Raw genomic sequence first — 19,422 nt, 5'->3', positions numbered from 1 at the left:
CCCCGCGTCGTCGGCCACGTCGAGATCGAGGTGCGTCGCCCCGGCAGGCAGAGTCGGTCCTGCGGTCCTGCGGTCCTGTGGCCGGTCCCGACCACCTCGAACCGCGCCGCGGCGAAGGCGGTCGCCGCTCACATGGCTCTGGCGGGATGCCTCGCGGCACCCCGCCAGGCCGGACCGATCACGGTGGAGTGTCGCCGGGCCGGTCCGTTCACGCCTCCTTCGCCACCGATGGTCTGCGTCGGCTAGGAGAGCTGCCACTCCTGGGAGCCGTCGCTGGTGGCCGTCTGCAGAGTGAGCGTCGCGCCCGCGGAGGCGCCGGTCAGGTACAGGCTGGGGTTGCCGGTGGACTGGAACTGGAAGTAGCCGTCGGAAAGCTGGATGAGCTTCCACAGGCCTGAGGCGGTGTCGTCGACCCACTGGCCGATCTGCTGTCCCGCGACGGGGTTCCCGGTCCAGATCTCGGCGGCGCGGCCGCCGGACTTGTTCAGCAGCGTCACCCCGCCCGGCTTGGCGGTGACGTGCCAGTACTGGGTGTCCGGGTTCGAGGCCGAGCCGGCGGTCTCCAGGTCGACGTCCGGGACGTTCCCGTGGCCGATGTTCGCGTCGGTGGGGTTGTCGTGGGTGCCGATGACCTGGCCGGTGAGCTTGTTGACGATGCGGTGGTAGATCCCGGCCGAATGTCCGAGGTCGACGTCGGCGTTGATGATCGTCGAGGTGCCCCTGTTGGCGAGGATCACCACGCGGCCGGTGGCGGTGTCGTAGGTCAGGTTGCGGCTGTAGCCGGCCGGCACGGTCGTCTGGTACTGCGTCCAGGTGCCGGTGCTGCTGCCGGTCGGGTTCATCCAGACGCTGCCGCTGCCGCCGGCGTTGTAGACCAGTCGCCCGTCGGGCAGTCGGACGAGCACGGGGCTGCCGCCCTGGCTCAGCGCGCTGGAGCCGGTGGTCACCGGCAGGCCGCTGATGCCGGTGCCGCTGGTGCCGCCGACGGAGTAGAAGTGCAGCGGGTCGCCGGCGACCTTGTAGCGGACGTTGTCGCCGCCGCCCCAGTACTCGAAGGTGAGCATCCATTTGCCGTCGGAGGTCTGCACGATGTTGGCCATGCCGGGGCGTCCGCCGCCGATCTCGTTCTTCCCGCCGCCCATGGCGACCGTGGTCCCGGCGACGTCGACCACCGGGCTGCTCCAGGACGAGTTCGCGGAGCCGTTCCAGGTGCGGTGGGCGAGGATCTGCCCCTGGGAGTCGGTGGCGGTGGCGTTGGCCGGGTCGACGGTGGGGGCGCCGGTGCTGGTGTTGTAGCCGGTGTAGTCGTTCTCGTCCGAGTAGTAGGCGACGAGTTGGCCCTTGTAGACCATCAGGTACGGCTCCCAGACCGGGTCGACCTGGTGGTAGGTGTTGGCGTTGGAGACGTCGGTGCCGATGGCGCCGGCGCTGCCGCCCTGCCAGCCCCCGGTGGTGATGACGTTGACGAAGCTCCAGTTCGCCCCCTGGTCGGTGCTGGAGTACAGGGCGATGGCCAGGTTCTGACGGTCCCCGTCGTTGGTGGGCGTCCAGCTGGGGTTCGCGGCCTTGTGCTCGATGTAGTACTGGTCGTCGCCCGAGACCACCGCGGCCATCACCAGGGTTCCGGCCGCCAGCGAGCCCACGTTCTGGGGCAGGACGTAGAGGTACGGGTTGGTCCAGGCGCTGGTGTACTCGGCGTACTGCGGATCGGTGGACAGGTAGGCCGGGGCTTGGACCTGGGAGAGCAGCTGCCAGGTGGTTCCGTCGTCGCTGCTGCGGTAGACCGGCAGCGTCTCGTGGGCAGCCGTGCCGGAGGCGGGTACGGTGGCAAGTTCGAACGAGGCGACCAGTTGGCCGCCGGGCAGTTGGGCCGCCTTCGGGTAGATCGCGCAGTTGCCCAGGCCCTTCAAGCAGGCCTGGCCGCTGGGCAGTTGGTAGATGGTGCCGGGGGTGGGGCTGTAGGCGTGCGCGGGCGCGGCCGCCACCAGGGAGGAGGCGGCTGTGCACAGCGCCGCCGCGGCGACCCCGATTCTGCGGAGGGCTCGGGTCAGTCTTGGTCCTGCTCGCATGTTCTGTCTCCTGTGTTCGCCGTGGGCCGGGTGGTGCCGTTGACGTCGCCGCTGCGGGGCGCGAGTGGGGCAGGTGGTTCGCATTCGGGCAGGGCCAAACCGGCCGTGTGCTGGGGCCGCCCCGGGGTGGGGGCGGCCGTTCGTCACCGGGTGGCGACGAAGATCTTCACGTCCCAGGCGCCGAGCTCGAGCGCCGTCCGGGCGGGGACGGGGCGCCCGTCGAGGACGTCTCTCAGGTTGATCGGGGCGCGCACGGTGGCGGTCTCCCAGCTCCAGTTGTGGACGATGTGCACCCGGCGTCCGTCCGGGGAGGTTCCGCTGGATGCGGTGACGGACGCCGGGAGACCGGTCCAACCGCCGACAGGTTCCGGTGCCAGCCAGGTGGCCAGCGCCTGGGCCAGGGCGCGGTTGGGCAAGGTGCCGGCGACGGTGATGCGGCCGGCGCCGTGCGGGCGGGTGGTGATCGCGGGAAAGCGGCCGAAGTGCGGGTGGTCGTAGGTGGCGAGCACCTCGGCGTCCAGGACGATCAGCCCGTCGGCCCAGCGGGTGGCCGCCGCGCCGTCCGGGACCTGGAACCTCGCGCCGGGCACCGGGTGGACCGGCAGGTCCTCGGGAAGGTTGCTGAACTCCTCGTAGTACACGCCGGCCGCCTCCGCCAGGCGTCCGGGCGCCGGTTCGTGCCGGGCCCGGGCCTGGTCGTCGGCGTAGCCGGTGCGCGGGCCCAGGACCAGGTGACCGCCGGCGAGGGCGTACGCGGCGAGCCAGTCCGCGGTCGAGTCGGCGACGGCGTACAGCCCTGGCACGACCAGGACGGGGTGCCGCAGCGCCGCCTCCTCGGGTGCCGGGCCCGGGCGTCGGCCGCTGGGGTCGTGGAGCTGCCTGGCGTGGACGATCCGCACCTGGCGTCCCGCCTCGAAGGCGCCGCGGTAGAAGGGGTCGAAGATCCGGTGGTAGGCGGTGGGGTCCGGTTGGCCGTCGGGGGTCGCCAGCGGCGGGTACTTCTGCATCAGCCACTTGCTGGGGGTGGAGTACACCATGGTGATGTCGGCGTCCGGCTCCAGGCCGGCGACCAGGTCCTCGGCGGTGGCGAACTCGGCGCCCAGTTCCGCGAGTTCCCGGTAGGTGCGCCCGGGGCGGCCGCTGTGCGGCAGTACCCCGCCCCAGTAGGTCTCGGCGCCGAAGCGCAGTGTCTGCCAGTGCCAGTACTCGATCATGCGTGCGCCGCGGCCCACCAGCGCCCAGGCGGCCTGGCGCCACTGGCCCTGGTAGGCGGGGCGGTTGTCCCAGGGGAAGCCGATGCTGGAGGCGTTGGTCTCGGTTACCAGGAACGGCTCCTGGCGCGAGGAGAACATCCAGTCCGCGGTCTGGTGCAGCGACCAGACCCCGGTGGTCTTCCAGGTCTGCTCGTGGCCGTCGGGGGTGGGGTCGGGCAGCAGCAGGCCGTCCTGCATGTCGTAGTAGGGGTTGCCGGAGGCCACGTCGAGCGCGTCGGTCAGTTCGTCGTCCTCGACGGCCGGGCGCGTGTAGGAGATGCAGGTGGTGACGAAGTGGTCGGGCTGGGCGTACTCGCGCACGATTGCGGCCTGCCAGGCGATCAGCTCGGTGGTCTGCCGGGCCTGGAACTGCCGCCAGGCGACGTCGTACTGCGGCTGGGTGTTGCCGTCCGGCTTCCACAGGTCGGCCCAGGTGGACAAGCGGTGGGACCAGTAGACCAGGCCCCACTCCCGGTTGAGCGTCTCCACGTCGCCGTAGGTGTGGCGCAGGTGGTCCACGAAGCGCTGGAAGACGCCGTGGTTGTGCAGCAGTTCCAGGCCCGGTTCGTTGTCGACCTGGAAGCCGATGACCGCGGGGTGCCCGGCGTACCGCTCGGCGATCCGGCGGATCACCCGTTCGGCGTGGAAGCGGAAGGCGGGATGGGTGAAGTCCACCTCCTGGCGCGCGCCCCAGCCGATGCGCTGCCCGGTGCCGCGTTCGCCGGTGATCTCCGGGTACTGGCGGGCCAGCCAGGGCGGGACCGCGTACGTGGGTGTGCCCAGGACGACGGAGATCCCGCGTTCGTGGGCGCCGTCCAGCACCGGTTGCAGCCAGTCCAGTTCGAACCGGCCGTTCTCCGGCTCCCAGGTGGACCAGACCGACTCGCCGACCCGGATGACGCTGAAGCCGGCTCCGGCCATCAGGTCCAGGTCGGTCTTCAGCTGGTGGTCGGGGCGCAGGTCGGGGTCGTAGGCGGGCTGGTACTCGTGGTAGTACGCGGCGCCGAACAGGACGCGGGCGGGCAGGACCGCCATGGACAGGACCTCCGGGGTGGATTGCGTGATCAGGTGTCGAGTGGTGTCACTCTCGGGTGGTGTCACTGCTTGACGGCGCCGGTGGCCAGCCCGCTCTGCCAGTAGCGCTGCAGCAGTACGAAGGCCACGACCAGCGGGATGATCGACAGCAGCGAGCCGGTCATCACCAACGCGAGCATGTTGCTGCTGGCGCCGGAACCGCCGTTCTGCGCCTGGGCCGACCAGGACGCGAGTCCGACGGTGACCGGGTACAGCCGCGGGTCGTTCAGCATGATCAGCGGCAGCAGGTAGTTGTTCCAGGTCGACACGAGGGTGAACAGCAGTACCGTCACCAGGCCCGGGGCCAGCAGCCGAAGCGCGATCCGGAAGAAGATCCGCGCCTCGCCGGCGCCGTCGATGCGGCCCGCCTCGATCAGGCTGTCGGGCACCGCGTCCTGGGCGAAGATCCGCATCAGGTACAGGCCGAAGGGGTTGACCAGCGAGGGCAGGATCACCGCCCACGGTGTATTGACCAGGCCGACCTGGGCGAACAGCAGATAGGTGGGGATGGCCAGCGCGGTGGTGGGCACCATGACGGCACCCAGCACCAGGTTGAAGGCCGCGCCGCCGAAGCGGAACCGGTACTTGGCGAAGCCGTAGCCGCCGGCCGCGGCCAGCAGCGCCGCCCCCACCGCGCTGACCCCGGCGTACAGCACGGTGTTCAGCAGCCAGCGCAGGAACACGCCGTGGTCCTGGGTGAGTGTGGCGCGCACGTTCGTCCACGGTTGCGGCGAGTGGGAGAACCACAGGCCGAAGCTGTCGAACAGGTCCTGTGAGCTCTTGGTCGAGGCGATGACCAGCCAGAGGAGCGGTAGCAGGAAGTAGGCCAGGACGGCGAGCATGGCGATGGTCAGCGGTGTGCTGCGGCGGTTGGTGCTGCGGCGGCGCGGTGCGGCGGACTCCCGGGGCGCGGCCGCGGCAGCGGGGGCCTTGGAGATCGCGGTCGTCACGGGGTCCTCCGGCGGTTGGCGGTGAGCAGGAAGGTGTAGGAGACGATCACGATGACCAGGCCGAGGAGGAAGGAGACGGTGGCCGCGTAGTTGACCTGCTGGCCGGTGAAGGCCAGCGAGTAGCCGTACAGGGTGGCCGTGTAGCCGCTGTCGATCACCGAGGGCGCGATCGCCTGCAGCAGCTTGGGTTCGTTGAAGAGCTGGAAGCTGCCGATGATGGAGAACAGCAGACACATGGTCAGAGCCGGCCGTAGCGCGGGCAGTTTGATGGACCAGGCGGTCCGCCAGGCGCCGGCGCCGTCCACCGAGGCGGCCTCGTACAGGTCGCCGGGGATGGTGCGCAGCGCGGCATAGAGGATGATCATGTTGTAGCCGACGAACTCCCAGGTGACGATGTTCGCCAGGCTGCCCAGCATCCAGCTGCTGCTGAGGAAGTGCGGTTGCGGCAGCTGGAAGTGCCGGCTGAACTGGGCGAACGGCCCGAAGTCCGGCCCGTAGAGGTAGCCCCACATGAGGGTGGCGACGATGCTGGGCACCGCGTAGGGGACGAAGATGCCCAGTCGGACCACCTTGGCGAGCCGCAGCAGGCCGCTGTCCAGCGCGAGGGCGAACAGCAGGGCCAGCAGCAGCATCACCGGGACCTGGATCAGGAAGAACAGCACGACCCGCAGCACGCCGTGCAGGAACTGCGGGTCCTGGAGGGCCTTGGTGTAGTTGTCCAGTCCGACGAAGGAGGTGCCGCCGATGAGCTTGTGCTGGAACAGGCTCAGGTAGGCGGCGTAGCCCAGCGGGGCCAGGAACAGCAGCACGAACAGCAGCATGAACGGGGCTACGAACAGCGGTCCGGCGGCGGACTGCCGGCTGCGGGCGCTTCGGCGCCCGGCGGGCGCGGCAGGTGCGGGGAGGGTGGTCATGGTCGTCGGTCTCCGCGGATCAGGAGCCCTGGACGGTGAAGCCCTGGCCCTTGGCGTACGTGGTGATCCGCGACTGCCACTGGGCGAGGGCGGCGACGGAGTCGGTGCGGTCGGCCAGCGACTTGCCGACCGTCTCGGTCCAGTCGGTGACCACCTGGTCCAGGAACGGGGGCCAGTCGAACTTGGGGTCGACGGTGCCGCTGATGTCGGCGAAGACCTGGTTGACCTTCTGGCCGCCGTAGAAGGCGGGCGTCTGTCCGGCGAAGGCGGGGTCGGCCAGCAGGGCCTTGGTCGCCGGGAAGAAGGACTGCTTGCTCGCGAGCATGGCGGCGGACTGGGGGTCGCTGTTGAGGAACTGCGCGAACATCGCGGCCGCGATCGCGTGGCCGGTTCCTTTGATGACGGCGGACGTCGAGCCGCCCCAGTTGCCCGAGCTGGGCTTGGCGGGGTCCCACTGCGGTAGCGGCGCGGCCCGCCACTTGCCGGTGGTGGCTGCTGCTGAGCCGGACAGGAAGGCCGGGCCCCAGGCCGCGGTGATCCAGGTGGCGTACTTGCCCTTGTTGAACCCGGCGTACCAGTCGTCGGTGAAGTCGGGGTCGGTGCTGATCACGCCGGCCTTGGCCAGGGCGCCCCAGTAGGCGGCGACCTTCTGCGAGGCGGCGTCGTCGGTGTTGACGGCGATGCTGGACTTGCCGGCCATGACGTAGGGGTAGGCGCCGGCCTGCCACATCAGGCCCTGCCAGCCGGCTGGTTCATTGGCAGCCATGTTGGTCAGGTAGACGTTCGGGTCCGCGGCGTGCAGTTTGCGCGCCGCGGTGGCGAACTCGTCCCAGGTCGTGGGGACCTGGATGCCGTGCTGGTCGAAGATGTCCTTGCGGTAGAGCAGTCCCATCGGGCCGGTGTCCTGCGGGATCGCCCACACCTCTCCGTTGGCCCCGCTGACCTGGCCCCAGACCCAGTCGACGAACTTGCCCTGCAGTGCGGAGGCGCCGTAGGGCCGCAGGTCCACCAGGCTGTCGGTGATGGTGAAGGTGGGGATGTACTGGTACTCGATCTGGCACACGTCCGGCGCCCCGGTGCCGGCCTGGAGTGCGGTGCGCAGCTTGGTGTACTGGGCGGCGCCCTGGCCGGCGTTGACGACGTTGACCTTGATCGCGGGGTACTTCTTCTGGAACAGCGCGACCTCGTCCTGGATGTTGGGTGCCCAGGTCCAGAAGGTGATGGTGGTCGGGGTCGCCATCGCCTTGTCGATGTCGCTCTGACTGACCGTCTTGGCGGCGGACGACGAACCGCTGGAGGTGCCGCTGCCGCAGGCTGCGAGGGCTGCGCCGAGCGACACGGCGCCTGCTGCGGCCAGGAACGAACGGCGGCTGACCGGGGAGGGGAACGAGGATCTGGACATGGTGGACTCCAGCCGAGGGGCGAGTGACGGCACGCCGGTGGGTGGCGTGCCGGAAGGAGATGAGCAGATGGGGGGATACCGGGCAGGCAGGCACCGCGACGGGGTGAGGTCCGCACGCCGGGGTGCCCGCTGAGGCACGCAGATGCCGCCGGTGCGGCGCGACGAGGAGGCCGCGGCAACCGGGTGAAGGTGTGAAGTGCCCCATGGCGCAGTCGACTTGGACCTGCGCTTGCGGCCGGTGGTTGGGGTGTCGGTGCTGGGTAGGGGTGGGTGAACGGGCAGCGGGCGGTGTCAGCCCTCGGAGCCGCCCGGGCGCGGGGCCGCGGTTGACGCGCGGACGACGAGTTCGACCGGTGGGTCGCTCGCCGGGGGGAGGTCCGCCTCTGGGTTCTCAATGGCGTGGACCAACAGCGTGAGCCCCTCCCGTGCCACGAAGTCAAACGGTTGTCTGACGGTGGTCAGCGGGGGAGTGGTGTAGGGGGCCAGCGGGATGTCGTCGAAGCCGACGACGCTGACGTCCTGCGGAATGCGCCTCCCGGCGTCCAGCAGGGCACGGATCAGACCGATGGCCATGTCGTCGTTGGCCGCGAACACCGCCGTGACGGAGGAGTCGGCAGCCAGCTCGCGCCCCACGGCGTAGCCGGACGCGGCCGACCAGTCGCCCTGCAGCAGCGCGGGCTCCTGTTTGTCGCGGGCTGCCAGCGCGGCCCGCCAACCTGCGGCTCGGTCCCGCGCGGCGTACCAGCGCTCAGGGCCGGCGAGATGGTGCACGGTCCGGTGGCCCAGGTCCAGCAGGTGCTCGGTGGCCGTACGCGCGAGCTCGCTGGCGCCGACCCCGGTGCTCAGGGTCTGGGAGGAGGCGAAGGCCGAAGGCGCGCCCAGTGAGAGCACCGGAACGTCGACCCGGATCGGCGCCTCGCCCTCGTCGATCGGCTCGGAGATCACGATGCCGTCCACCCCCTGGTCCAGGAGCGACTCGACGGCGCCGGCCAGACCACCGGGGTCGTCCTCCAGCGTGGTGACCACGCGCACCGCGTACCCCACGCTCCGGGCTGCCCGTTCGATGCCCATCAGCAGCGATGTCGGGCCGTACAGAGCCGTGCCCAGCGTGACCACACCGATGGAACGGGTGCGCCCGCTCGCCAGCATCCTGGCTGCGTTGTTGCGCCGGTACCCGAGCTCGTCGGCAGCCTGCATCACACGCCGGCGCACGTCCTCGGAGACGTACGGCTCGTCGTTGAAGACCCGCGACACGGTCTTCTGTGAGACGCCCGCCAGGCGGGCCACGTCCACGCTGCGCGGCGTGCCGGCGCCGGCCTGTCGCATCGTTCCCGTCATGCCGGTCTCCTCACGGCCGAGCATCCAGCCCCTGGCGGCTGTCTGACTGCGGAGTCATGTCTACGCAGTCAGACACCTGTCCGTCAAGAGTTCGGCATGGATCCGAGGCATTTTTCCCTCTCGGCGGCGGGACGGCGACCCCGTTGCTCGTGCCCTGGCACCTCGGGGACCGGTTCCTCTCGACGGCGTCGCCGGTCAGATGGCCGGTGCGAACGCGGTGATCACGTCGACGAGTTCGTCGGGGGCTTCGAGCGGGATCAGGTGCCCGGTGTCGGGAATCCAGCTGTTCCGCTCCAGCGTCGAGGCGCACTTCCGGACCCACCACGACGCCGGTTACTACGCGGATGCGCTCGGTTTCGCCCCGCGCACCCTGACCCGGGCGGTGCAGCAGGTCACCGGGCGTACCGCGAAGGCGTACATCGTGGAACGGATCGTGCTGGAGGCCAAGCGCCTGCTCGCCCACGACCGCGTCACCGCGGCGCGGTGTGCGAGCGAACTAGGGTTTCCGGACACGTCGAACTTCTCGCTCTTCTTCCAGAACGCGACGGGCATGCGCCCCGGCGCCTGGCAGGCGGCGACGCTCCTTGACTGACCACCGGTGCTGCACCCTCGGAGCCGCCTGGCTAAATCGAGGCCCGACGTACTGCGGAGATCAGTCCGCCAGGCCCTTCCGCCCGCTCGGGCGGCGTGCTGATCGGACGCCCGTACGCGGCGGCGCGCTCGCGCAAGGTGTGGCTCTCGGCGTCCCAGCCGTGCCCGGCCAGCCAGCCGACCGGGTCCTCCGGCATCTCCGAGAGCCACATCGACACCGCCGATCCGGGGCCCGCGTCCGCGCCGAAGCGCTCGATCACCCCGCGCGAGCCCAGCGTCAGGCCCATCCGGCTGCCAGGTGCGGACTGCGCGCCGATCCGGGCGAGCAGCAGCTCCACCGCGTCCTCGGGCAGATAGATCAGCAGACCCTCGGCGATCCACACCGTGGGCAGCGTGGGGTCGTGTCCGGCAGCAGCCAGCGCCGCGGGCCAGTCCTCGCGCAGATCGACCGGGACGGTGATCCGCTCACAGCGCGCGACGGCCTTCTCCTGGCGCAGCACCGAGGCCTTGAAGCCCAGCGGTTCGGCGGTGTCGACCTCGAACAGCCGGGTACCTTCGGGCCAGTCCATCCGGAACGCCCGGCTGTCCATACCCGCGCCGAGCAGCACGACCTGCCGCACAGCGGCCGCGGAGGCCTGCTCCAGCAGGTCGTCGAGGAACTTGGTCCGGATGATGATGGAGAACGCCACGCCCAGCCAGCGCCGCCTGGCGGCCTCGTCGTCGCGCGCGGGCAGGGGCGAATCCGGCCCGATCCCGCCGGCGGTGGCGAAGGCCAACGCCAGCGGGTCGCGGAACAACGCGTTCTCCCGGGTGGTCTCCATGGCCCGCACCCGGGCCACCCCAACCGCCGTGGCCCACACCCCGGAAGGCCGCACCTGCCCCTGGCTCTCAGTCATTGCAGCAGCCTAACCCTGTTCGCCCCGGGACAGATGCGGGCGCTGGGTCGCCTGGTGCCCAGCAGGGCCTGACCCAAGCCGCTCCGCATCCGGGGCCAGTTGAACGTCGATGCCGTAGAGCCCGGCGGCCGGCTGCGGAGCGGGAGCGATACCCGGGCCGCTGTGGGTGGAAGTAGCTGAGAGTGGGTCATGACCGGTTCCTGGCCCGTAGTTGGACGCTGGTCAAGCAGGAGCCTCGCCTCCGCAGGCTCGAAGGGTTGTCGTGGCTGGTGAACGGCTTGATGCCGAATGGGTCCGCGGCTGGTGGTCGCAGGCGAACGCCGCAATCACCGAGCTGACGCGATCCTTTGAAGTGCGGCACGGCACGCCGCCCGAAGATCTCTTCCTGCTAGGACTCCTCACGCGGTTCCTGCAGGCAGGCAGCCTGGTTCTGCAGGGCTGTCACCATCGCCTGTGCCTGGGCGGAAGGGCGCGGCCGGGTCACGGCGACGGTCGCGCGGCCGGGCCAGTGGTTGTCGATGACGGCCACGGTTCGTACGCCAGCCGGAAGGGCCGGTAGGGCCAGGTCGGGGATGACGGTGACGCCCAGGCCGGCCGCGACCAGGCCGAGACGTGTCGACCAGCTGCGCGCGGTGTGGGCGATGTGGGGGTCCGGCAGGGTCGGCCAAGCTCCGAACTGCGGCTCACCCGCCCCTCCGTCCCCGGCGATCCAATGCTCCTGGGCCAGGTCCGGCACGGTGACGCGGGCGTGCCCCGCGAACCGGTGCGTGTCCGGGACGACCACCAGAAGATCGCCTTGGAGCACCGTGGTCTGCCGGAGTTCGCTCAGGTCGTAGTCCGGCAGGCCGTGGCCGACCCCGATGACGGCCACAGCCAGCCGGCCGGTCCGTAGCCGCCGGAGCAGGGCGGGGGTCGAGGCCTCCTCCAGGAGCACGGCGAGGCCCGGATGGTCGGAGGCCACCTGCGCCATCGCTCGCGGGACCAACCCCATGGCGGCGGTGGGGAACGCGCCGATCGTCAGGCGGCCCGCGAGCCGGTCGCGCAGGCCGGCGAGCTCCAGCTCGGTCGCCGCCACGTCGGCGAGAACCTCCGTCGCACGCCGGACGAGCACCTGGCCTGCCGGTGTGAGCGCTACGCCGCGTCGAGTGCGGTCGAAGATCGGTGCTCCGGCTGCCGCCTCCATGGCAGCAACCTGGCGGGAGACCCCGGATTGTGTGTAGCCGAGCATTTCGGCGGCCCTGGTGAACGATCCCGCGGTGGCGACCTGGTGAACCACGCGGAAGCCCGTGAGGGTGAACTCTGCCATGGCCAGAACCTAGCATGCGCATCTGTCATGGAAGTGGTGCCGAATCAGCGTTTGACCGCATGGCTTGGGGCGGACAGGCTGGTGGCATGACACAGCAATTCACTCGTGACGAACTCGTGGCGCGCCTGGTCCGGGCCGGCGAACTGGAGGTGTCGGGCGAGGACATGACCGAGGCCGCGTCGTACTTCGACACCGAGAAGTTCCGCTTCCACGGGCCGGACGGCTTCGAGTCCGACTTCGCCGGGCTCAACGACTACTTCGTGTCGGTGCGCGAGGCATTCGACGACCGGTCGATACGGCGCGGCATCATGGTGGCCGAAGGCGACCACCTGGCCTGCCAGACGTGGATCGAAGGCACATTCGCCCGTGAGTTCACGCAATCACCGGTCGGCCCGCTGCCGCCCAACGGCAAACGCGTCGTGTTCGACCTGATCAACATCTTCCGCTTCGACGATCGGGGACGCCTCGTCGAGGAGTGGGTACGCGTCGACAATCGCGGAGTCTTGCGCCAGCTGGACGCCGTAGGAAGCCAATAGCCGGACAGCCACTACGGGGTGAGGCTGACGGCGACGTCGCGCAGCAGAGGCAAGAACGCCGCCACCAGCGGCGTGACCGTGGCCCGGGTTGGCCGCGCGAGCCTCATCGACGATGCCAACCCATTGCGACAGGGCTACGGGGGCGAGGACGGCAAGGCGGCAGGGCGGCACCGGATCGTGGGTCCAGACCCGCTTCGAGGAGGTCAGTCGACTCGTACTGATGGAATCGCGTATTGGATCGTCGTAGAGTTGCCCAGGCGGCGGTGCTGGAACGAGGATTCTGCAGTCCCAGGTGGTCGGGCCGACTCAGCCGCGCAGATGGGCCAGAAGCTTGTCGCTCGCCGGGTAGGGGCGTTCTGCAGGGAGTAGTTGCTGGGCGGCTTCCAGAGCCCCGTCCCTTACGTGGGCATGGATCGAATGCGCGAGCGCGGTGACGTCGTTGATCGAGACGATCCACGTCTCTGCGTAACGTTCGGCGGCCTCGCCGGCGAGGCCGAGTTGCAGGGAGCGGTGAGCAAGCGGCTGCAGGTGCAGATCGCGTTCGGGATCCCACTGCACTCGGGCCGGGGCTCGCTTCAGCCGGCGCTTCCAGGTGGCGCGGTCTGGATGCAGCCCGCGGTCGTAGTGGGCCAAACAGGCGTTTTCCAGGGCCCATTCGAAGCCCTCGCGGGTGATCTCGATCGCGAGGACGGTCTCCTGGCCTTCCTTGGCCGCCCATCCGCAGCGATACATCATCCAGAGGAACGACGGCTTGATCCATGTCATTCGGTCCCGCTGCCAGGTCGCGGAAAAGCGGCCGTCGAGTGCGGCGGGCAGGCCGATCTCCGGCGCGTACGCCTGGTAGACCGTCACTGTGGTGGCCGTATGGAGGGCACGGATCTGATGCTTGGGTTCTGACACGGTGACCAGATTCGACGTTGGGTGCGCATCGCGCCATCGAATTACCAGGTCGGATGAGATCCCCACGACGCGACGCCGAACCAGCCGTGCACTGGATGCGGGTCGGTAGACTTGGTGCCGACCGCGCCCACGCCTCGTTCGACGGCTCGCAACGTCTGGCTACCTGTCACCTACCTCAAGATCGCCGCACAGGGGCGCAGACTGGTGGGATGAGTTCTCTCAGCAGGCGGGGCCTGCTCGTCAGCGGGGCGGCGGGCGTCCTGGGCGTGGCCGGGTGCGGCGGCTCACCGTCGCGACCCGCCGCCACGGCCTCAGCCACGCCCACGACCCCGCCCACCGCCACGGCCAAGGCCCCGGCCTCGGCCCATCCCAGCGCCACCAACCCAGCGGTCAGTGCCTCCCCGACCGCCTCGCTGCCCGTGCCGACGGCCTGGCAGCCGAGCAGCAATGACATCCAACCGGCCGTCAAACTGCGCGCGGTTCGGCTGATCGAGGCTCTGGGTAACTGGGGCCAGGGGGGCCAGGGCCAGGCCGCCGCGCGGCAGCGCGCCACCGCCGCCGGGTACGACCCCGCCCTCGCCGCCGAGGCCGGGACGCTGTTGAGCGCAGCGCCCGAGGCCGCGTTGCAGGTACTGGAGGCGCAGTACGGTGGGATCCTCAGCGACTCGGCCAGCGTCCTGGTGGTCTGCCGCCAGTGGACGCCCGGCGCCACCGGCGGCGCCACCGTGGACGTCCGACTGATCGGGGCGCAGCCGCAGTGGCGGGTGACCGCGCTGCACCCCTCGCAGCCGGGAGCCGCCGCCTCCACGCTTAGTACGGCGGCACGGAAGGTACTGGCCTCCGACGCGATCACACTGCCGCCCGCCGCCCTCGCGGACGTCCGCAGCGGCAACGTCCACGACAGCGCGCTGGAGGCGATGCTGACGCTGTCGAAGGCGTACCGGATCGAGCTGAGCGTCGTCCGCTCCGGCCATCCGATCGACGTCTTCGGCACCTCCCGTCCGAGCGACCACCCGAAGGGACGCGCCTTCGACGTCTGGCGCGTCGACGGTCACGCCGTGGTGGACCCGGCCACCTCGCACGCCCTGGTGGACGGCTTCATGCGTGCGGCCGCGGCGGCCGGCTCCTACAACGTGGGTGGGCCGCGGCAGCTGTCCGGAGGAACCGGAAACCAGTTCTTCTCCGACGACACCCACCACGACCACGTCCACGTGGGCTTCGACCACTCGTAGGTGGTGGATCGCCGGAACGGCCAGGCCAGGGCGGCGTGGAAGCGGCGTGGGTGTCCTGGGGGTCCTCCACGCCGATGAAGCCCAGGTCGGCCGGCGCCCCGACGCCGGAGTCGGTGTGACTGCCGTTGGAAGGCATGCGGAAGCACTACGGGGGCCTGACCGAGCGGGCCCGGGACTGGCCGATCACGCTCTCCGGCGGGGAGGCCCAGCGGGCGACATAGGGCGGCGTGCGGAGCTGTGCACGCGCTCGGTTCGGGTGGAGGCGTGCGAGGGTGACCTACCGTCAGCCCCCGGAGCGATCAGGGGGGCAGGGGACGGGGAAAGGAACGGACGCTGTGCCCACCGCCCAGTCCGGCGAAGTGGTGCAGGCGGAAGGCGTTCACCGGTGCCGGCCTGCGGCCTCCCGGATCGTCGCCCTCTGCTGTGCGTCCATACCCCGGGTCTGCCGTCCGGCCGCCGCGGCGGCAACGGTTTCTGACGCGGTGGAAATAACCTGGACTGTCATGCCGACCTCGCGGTTCGCAGTGCCAGCGGGTCCTGGTGCACGGCGGCCAGCACGGGCGCGCCGGCGGCGACAGCGAGCGCGCCCGGCCCGAAGGAACTGGGACGGACGATCTGCTCCACCGGTTGCCGGGTCCGGGCGGCCACCTCCTCGTGCAGCACCCCGAGCAGTTCCGGCAGGTGGAGTGTGACCGCCTCGGTGAGTACCAGCAGGTCCGGGCTGAGCATGTCCAGCAGCAGTGCCACCGCCGGGGCGATCAGCCGCAGCCGGGTCCGGCACAGGTCCAGGGCGCGTCCGTGGCCCGCTGCCGCCGCCGCCATGAGCAGGCCGAGTTCGGGGCGCGGCACGATCCCGTCGGCGACCGCTCGTTCGAGGACGGCCCGGTCGGAGACGGTGGCCTGCAGGCAGCCGCTCGCGCCGCAGGGGCAGGCCGTGCTGGAGCCCGGTACCGGCAGATGGGCGATACCGCCCGCGCCGTTGCGCCGTCCCCTCAGCAGGACCCCGCCGGCGACGATGGCCGCGTCGACGACGTTGCCGACGAAGAGGTGCACCAGGTCGCCCTCCTGGCCAAGGCGGCCCGCGTGCCGTCGAGCCTGCTGTCCTGCGCCGAAGAGGAGTTCGGCCTGGGCCAGCGCGCGGGCGTGGCTGTCCACATGGATCGGCAGCCGGGTCGCGGACAGCAGGGACTGCCGCAGCGGGACGTCGCGCCAGCCCAGCGCGGTGTTCTCGACCACGGTCCCGGTCTCCGGGTCCACCCAGCCGCCGGTGACCACGCCCAGCCCCAGCACCGAGCGTCCGCCGGCGCTCCTGCGCAGGAAGCCGGGCAACCGTGCGGCGATGTCCTGCAGCACCGCCGCCGGGGTCGCCACGCGTGGGACCCGTTCCTGGGCGACCACCCGGCCCCGCAGGTCGGTGAGCGAAAAGGTCAGCTGCGGCACCGCGATGTGCACCCCGGCGGCGAGGTGGCGGCCGGTGTCGACGTCCAGCGGGATCCGGGGGCGCCCGGGGCGGGGCGGGGAAGGCTGTTCCCTGGGTTCGTGGAGCAGGCCGAGGGCCATCAGCTCGGCGGCGTGCCGGGAGACGGCCGCCGGGCTCAGCCCGGTCTCCCTGCTGATCGTCGTGCGGGCCAGGGGCCCGCCGCGCAGGGCGGCGCGGAGCACGGCGGCCGCTCCGTCGGGCCGGTCGGGCACGGGCGGCGGGGCGGGTGTGGCGATCAGCGCGAGCGGCATCGGCGGAGTCCTCGGTCGACGGGGTACGGATCGGCTACGGCTGCCGGCTGCCGGGACAGGTCGAGGAGGTCATGCGGGCATCGTCGCAACGCGGTCGGGTACGGTCAATGGACGCGTGTTGCGGCGGTGTGGCGTTTCTGCGACACGCCTCCCTGCTGAGCCGGCATCCTTTGCGACCTGCGGAGACCGGTCCGCGAGCCGGGCGACCGAGTCGGGCGTTGGGTACGACCGGCAGGACGGTTCACGCTGGAGGAGTGGGTGGAGGCGGCCGTCGAGGTCGCCGAGCACATCAACGAGTGCACCGGCCTGCCGGTGTTCATCAAGGGTTCCTCACTGGGCGCGGCCGCCGCCTACGGCGCCTACGCGGCCTCGGACGTCTTCACCGGCGCCGTCCTGATGGGATACGCGATCCCGTCCTCACCGATGATCCCCGCGGACAATCCCTTCCGCACCAACGCCTTCGAGCAGCTGATCACCCAGTTCGGCGATGCACTGCTCCTGGACATCGACCGCTTCTACGACCTCGATCTCGACTACGGCTACAAGGGCGCCCGGCAGCAGAAGCGGGAGGACCCGCTCAACACCTGGACGTACGAACTGTCCTCGGTGGGCTCCCTCATGCGCTACGAGCCGACCGTGCCGCTGGCCGAGAACACCAAGCCGATCCTCTTCACGGTCGGCGAGAAGGACCCGGTCTTCACCCCGGACATCGCCCGCGGCGTGGTCGCCGCGACCGGCGGACCTGTCCAATTGCACGTGCACCCCGACGGCGTCCACCAGCTGATGATCTTCCACACCGCCGACTACTCCGCTGTGGTCAGCGAGTGGTGCAGGAAGCGTCTGACCCGTCCGGCAGCCGAGGCCGCCTGATCACCGACCATGTCCGTCCATCGCATCCCGGCCGTCTCCGGCCGCTGATCACAAGGGAGTGATCGAACATGTCTGTCCACCCCCGTGCGCTGAACCACATCGCCTTCGCCACCCGGGACATCAAGACCCAGATCGAGTTCTTCACCGACGTCCTGGGCTGCAGGCTCAAGGCTCTGTTCTGGATGCACGGTGTCGACGGCGCCTGGCACGGCTTTCTCGAACTCAACCCCACGTGCTACATCGCCTTCGTCCAGCACCCCGACAACCCCGACAAGATAGAGGTCGGACTCACCCACGCCGGCACCCCGACCGGAACGGTGGCCGTCGGCGCCATGCAGCACATCGCCCTCGACGTCGCCGACGACGAGGAGCTGCTGACTCTGCGCGACCGGATCCGCAGCCGCGGCATCATGGTCATCGGTCCCGTCGACCACGGCTTCTGCCGTTCGATCTACTTCGCCGGGCCCGAAGGACTGGTCCTCGAACTCACCGCCGGCGAGGCGATTCCGGAGATGGCCTGGCTCGACCCCGAGGTCGTCGAGAAGGCGGGCATCAACGCTGAGGACCTCGCCCGCTACCGCAAGCCCGCCGACTACATCCGGCCCGCCGAGGCCGTGCCCCAGCCGACTCTGGACCGCACCAGGCCGCACATGGCCTTCCCCGACGAGATCTACGAGTTCCTGGCCACCGCCACCGACGAGCAGATCCGGGAGATGCTCAGCGAGACCGAGCCACCGGTGAAGGCCGAGGACTGAACATCCCAGAGCCCGGCGGCAGCGCTTTCGGACGCAGGTCCGCGCGCATGCGTCGGGCGCCCCTCCCTGAGGGGGCATGCGCCTCCGCTCGCGAGAACCGCTAGTGAGCAGCCATCGCCTGCCTCTCCTGACTCCCGGATGTCCGGCTCTTTTGGCTGGCCGGTGCGGTCGGACTGGTCAGCGGCCTGTGGCTCTGGCCGCTCGGCGTGACGGCTGCCGTCGCGCTGCTCCTGATGCTCGTCGGCGCCGTCCTGTCCCACCTGCGCGCCAAGGACGTCGCGAAGGCCCTCGTCCCTGCGGTGCTCTTCGCCGTGGTTGCGCTCGCGGTACTCCTCCTGCGCCTCGCGACGTCGTGACCGTTGAGGCCCGCACCCTGGGAATTGAGGTCATCACCCCCGAGCAGCTCGCCCAGCGCCTCGCCGCCTACCTCGACTGACTGTGTTGGGCAGAGCGCGCCGCAGGGCAGCGGCTGAGCATGCGTCTGCAGGTCCGGCTCAGTTGCTGCCCCGGCAAACCGGCTGCTGGCGCCGGCAGCCGACGCCCTGAGCGCTGAGGGGCGAGCGACATTGTCCTCCTGACCCTTCCCTCACGGGTCCTTGAAACCTCTTGCCGCCCCACCCGCCGCTACAGCAAGATCACCGGTGTGACCATCGTCTACCTGTTGATACTCGCGGCCCTCATCGGCGGGCCGCTCGGTCTTCTGCGTTACCGGCGCCGCCGTTTCCTGCTGCGCGCCGTGCCCAAGGACTTCGATCCGGTCCGCTACGGGCTGGCCCCCTCAGCCTTGCTGGACCCGCGCAAGGCAGGCCCTGATGTGCCGGACGACCATGCCGGTGAGCGTGACGCGGTCATCGAGGCCGCACGGAAGGGCGACTGGAAGCCCGCCGCAGCCTATGCGGAGGGCGCGGGCCAGGACTACGACGAGCGCTGGTCCAGGACCCAGCTGCTCCAGCAGCTCGCGGACCGGACCCCGCAGTGGCTCGGCGCCTGGCTCCAGGCGCAACCGCAGAACGGCGACGCCCTGAGCGTCCATGCCTCACTGCTGGTGCATCAGGCCTGGGCAGCGCGCGGCACCGGCTACGCCAACCAACTGTCAGAGCGGAGCAACCGGGTCAACCGCACCGAGGCCGCGCACGTCACGAGCTGGTCCGCGGCCGCCCGCGCGACCCTGCTGCAGGTTGCCCGGTCGCTGGACCAGGTCGCCGAGGACGACGGCAGGGTGCAGCGCCTGCGGCACAAGCTCGCCTTCTACCTGTGCAACGCCCGGCACTACGACGCGGCCCTGGATCAGTTCCGGCGGCTGGGACCCTGGTGCGGGGCGGAGCCGTGGAACGAGCAGGTCAATACCGTCGCCCGATTCGAACTGGCGCGTGCCACGGCGGCGGTTCGTGCGGCGGGGTCGGCCTGACGGGCCCCGGTCGGCGCGGCGGGCTACGGTCGGCGGCGGTGGGTCGCCTGGTCATGTGAGCAAAATGAACAGAGGTGCACCTTAAGAGCTTAATGGCGGGTTAACCACGAAACCTGGAAGTCATCTGCGGGCCGTCCTAGCTTCAGAGTCCTCGACGACGAGGACGAAAGGAGACGGACGTGACGGCAGCACACACC

General features: G+C 70.5%; 16 protein-coding genes and 2 pseudogenes. 7 read left to right on the top strand and 11 right to left on the bottom strand.

The window, feature by feature from the left end; all coding sequences use genetic code 11:
- Nucleotides 1–242: 242 nt before the first annotated feature.
- The 7 genes and pseudogenes from TR46_RS05225 to TR46_RS45520 all read right to left on the bottom strand — a co-directional run.
- Nucleotides 243–2,069 (bottom strand): RICIN domain-containing protein, encoded by a 1,827-nt coding sequence (locus TR46_RS05225; protein WP_084717952.1) that lies wholly within the window; start codon nt 2,067–2,069, stop codon nt 243–245.
- Between the two features lie 143 nt (nt 2,070–2,212).
- A complete protein-coding gene (locus TR46_RS05220; RefSeq protein WP_042394311.1) occupies nt 2,213–4,357 on the bottom strand; it encodes a beta-galactosidase in 2,145 nt (714 codons plus the stop codon).
- 62 nt (nt 4,358–4,419) lie between these two features.
- Nucleotides 4,420–5,346 (bottom strand): carbohydrate ABC transporter permease, encoded by a 927-nt coding sequence (locus TR46_RS05215; RefSeq protein ID WP_042394306.1) that lies wholly within the window; start codon nt 5,344–5,346, stop codon nt 4,420–4,422.
- Complete coding sequence (locus tag TR46_RS05210; protein WP_042394302.1) at nt 5,343–6,260, bottom strand: carbohydrate ABC transporter permease; 918 nt, start codon at nt 6,258–6,260, stop codon at nt 5,343–5,345. The genes TR46_RS05215 and TR46_RS05210 overlap by 4 nt, the downstream gene beginning before the upstream one ends.
- Before the next feature lie 19 nt (nt 6,261–6,279).
- Nucleotides 6,280–7,662 (bottom strand): ABC transporter substrate-binding protein, encoded by a 1,383-nt coding sequence (locus TR46_RS05205; protein ID WP_042394299.1) that lies wholly within the window; start codon nt 7,660–7,662, stop codon nt 6,280–6,282.
- A 291-nt stretch (nt 7,663–7,953) separates the two neighbouring features.
- Entirely contained in the window at nt 7,954–8,955 is a 1,002-nt protein-coding gene (locus TR46_RS05200) for a LacI family DNA-binding transcriptional regulator (protein ID WP_152626314.1), read from the bottom strand.
- Nucleotides 8,956–9,195: 240 nt separating this feature from the next.
- Nucleotides 9,196–9,279: pseudogene (locus tag TR46_RS45520) on the bottom strand (alpha/beta fold hydrolase); the annotation flags it as partial.
- Between TR46_RS45520 and TR46_RS05195 the strand changes: the two are divergent.
- Nucleotides 9,278–9,592: pseudogene (locus TR46_RS05195) on the top strand (helix-turn-helix domain-containing protein); the annotation flags it as partial. The pseudogenes TR46_RS45520 and TR46_RS05195 overlap by 2 nt on opposite strands.
- Before the next feature lie 31 nt (nt 9,593–9,623).
- Here TR46_RS05195 and TR46_RS05190 read toward each other — a convergent pair.
- Together TR46_RS05190 and TR46_RS05185 are read right to left on the bottom strand one after the other, a co-directional pair.
- Nucleotides 9,624–10,487 carry a class I SAM-dependent methyltransferase gene (locus TR46_RS05190; RefSeq protein ID WP_042394295.1) on the bottom strand — a complete coding sequence of 288 codons (864 nt, stop codon included), beginning with the start codon at nt 10,485–10,487 and terminating at the stop codon, nt 9,624–9,626.
- 388 nt (nt 10,488–10,875) lie between these two features.
- Nucleotides 10,876–11,793, bottom strand: a complete 918-nt coding sequence (locus tag TR46_RS05185) for a LysR family transcriptional regulator (RefSeq protein ID WP_042394291.1) — start codon at nt 11,791–11,793, stop codon at nt 10,876–10,878.
- A gap of 86 nt (nt 11,794–11,879) precedes the next feature.
- Between TR46_RS05185 and TR46_RS05180 the strand changes: the two genes are divergently transcribed.
- Nucleotides 11,880–12,329 (top strand): ester cyclase, encoded by a 450-nt coding sequence (locus tag TR46_RS05180; RefSeq protein WP_236655208.1) that lies wholly within the window; start codon nt 11,880–11,882, stop codon nt 12,327–12,329.
- Between the two features lie 306 nt (nt 12,330–12,635).
- Here TR46_RS05180 and TR46_RS05175 read toward each other — a convergent pair whose 3' ends face one another.
- Nucleotides 12,636–13,229, bottom strand: a complete 594-nt coding sequence (locus tag TR46_RS05175; RefSeq protein WP_042394284.1) for a DUF4291 domain-containing protein — start codon at nt 13,227–13,229, stop codon at nt 12,636–12,638.
- A 209-nt stretch (nt 13,230–13,438) separates the two neighbouring features.
- Between TR46_RS05175 and TR46_RS05170 the strand changes: the two genes are divergently transcribed.
- Complete coding sequence (locus TR46_RS05170) at nt 13,439–14,461, top strand: hypothetical protein (RefSeq protein ID WP_084717950.1); 1,023 nt, start codon at nt 13,439–13,441, stop codon at nt 14,459–14,461.
- Between the two features lie 501 nt (nt 14,462–14,962).
- On the opposite strand, the gene TR46_RS05165 is transcribed toward TR46_RS05170, so the two are convergent.
- A complete protein-coding gene (locus TR46_RS05165; RefSeq protein WP_042394280.1) occupies nt 14,963–16,192 on the bottom strand; it encodes an ROK family protein in 1,230 nt (409 codons plus the stop codon).
- Between the two features lie 258 nt (nt 16,193–16,450).
- Between TR46_RS05165 and TR46_RS05160 the strand changes: the two genes are divergently transcribed.
- From TR46_RS05160 to TR46_RS05145, 4 genes are all read left to right on the top strand, one after another.
- The gene (locus TR46_RS05160; protein ID WP_052432559.1) at nt 16,451–17,062 is read left to right on the top strand and encodes a serine aminopeptidase domain-containing protein; all 612 of its coding nucleotides are present in this window, start codon (nt 16,451–16,453) and stop codon (nt 17,060–17,062) included.
- Nucleotides 17,063–17,130: 68 nt separating this feature from the next.
- Nucleotides 17,131–17,817, top strand: a complete 687-nt coding sequence (locus TR46_RS05155) for a VOC family protein (protein ID WP_042394279.1) — start codon at nt 17,131–17,133, stop codon at nt 17,815–17,817.
- Nucleotides 17,818–17,972: 155 nt separating this feature from the next.
- Nucleotides 17,973–18,173: a DoxX family protein gene (locus TR46_RS39085; RefSeq protein WP_084717946.1), complete on the top strand. Its 201-nt coding sequence runs from the start codon at nt 17,973–17,975 to the stop codon at nt 18,171–18,173.
- Between the two features lie 287 nt (nt 18,174–18,460).
- Nucleotides 18,461–19,225 carry a hypothetical protein gene (locus TR46_RS05145; protein ID WP_042394266.1) on the top strand — a complete coding sequence of 255 codons (765 nt, stop codon included), beginning with the start codon at nt 18,461–18,463 and terminating at the stop codon, nt 19,223–19,225.
- Nucleotides 19,226–19,422: the final 197 nt, after the last annotated feature.

Source organism: Streptacidiphilus carbonis, from assembly GCF_000787775.1.
GTDB classification, from domain to species: domain Bacteria; phylum Actinomycetota; class Actinomycetes; order Streptomycetales; family Streptomycetaceae; genus Streptacidiphilus; species Streptacidiphilus carbonis.
The sequence above is the reverse complement of the archived record's forward strand: the minus strand, read 5'-3'. Positions and strand labels throughout refer to the sequence as shown.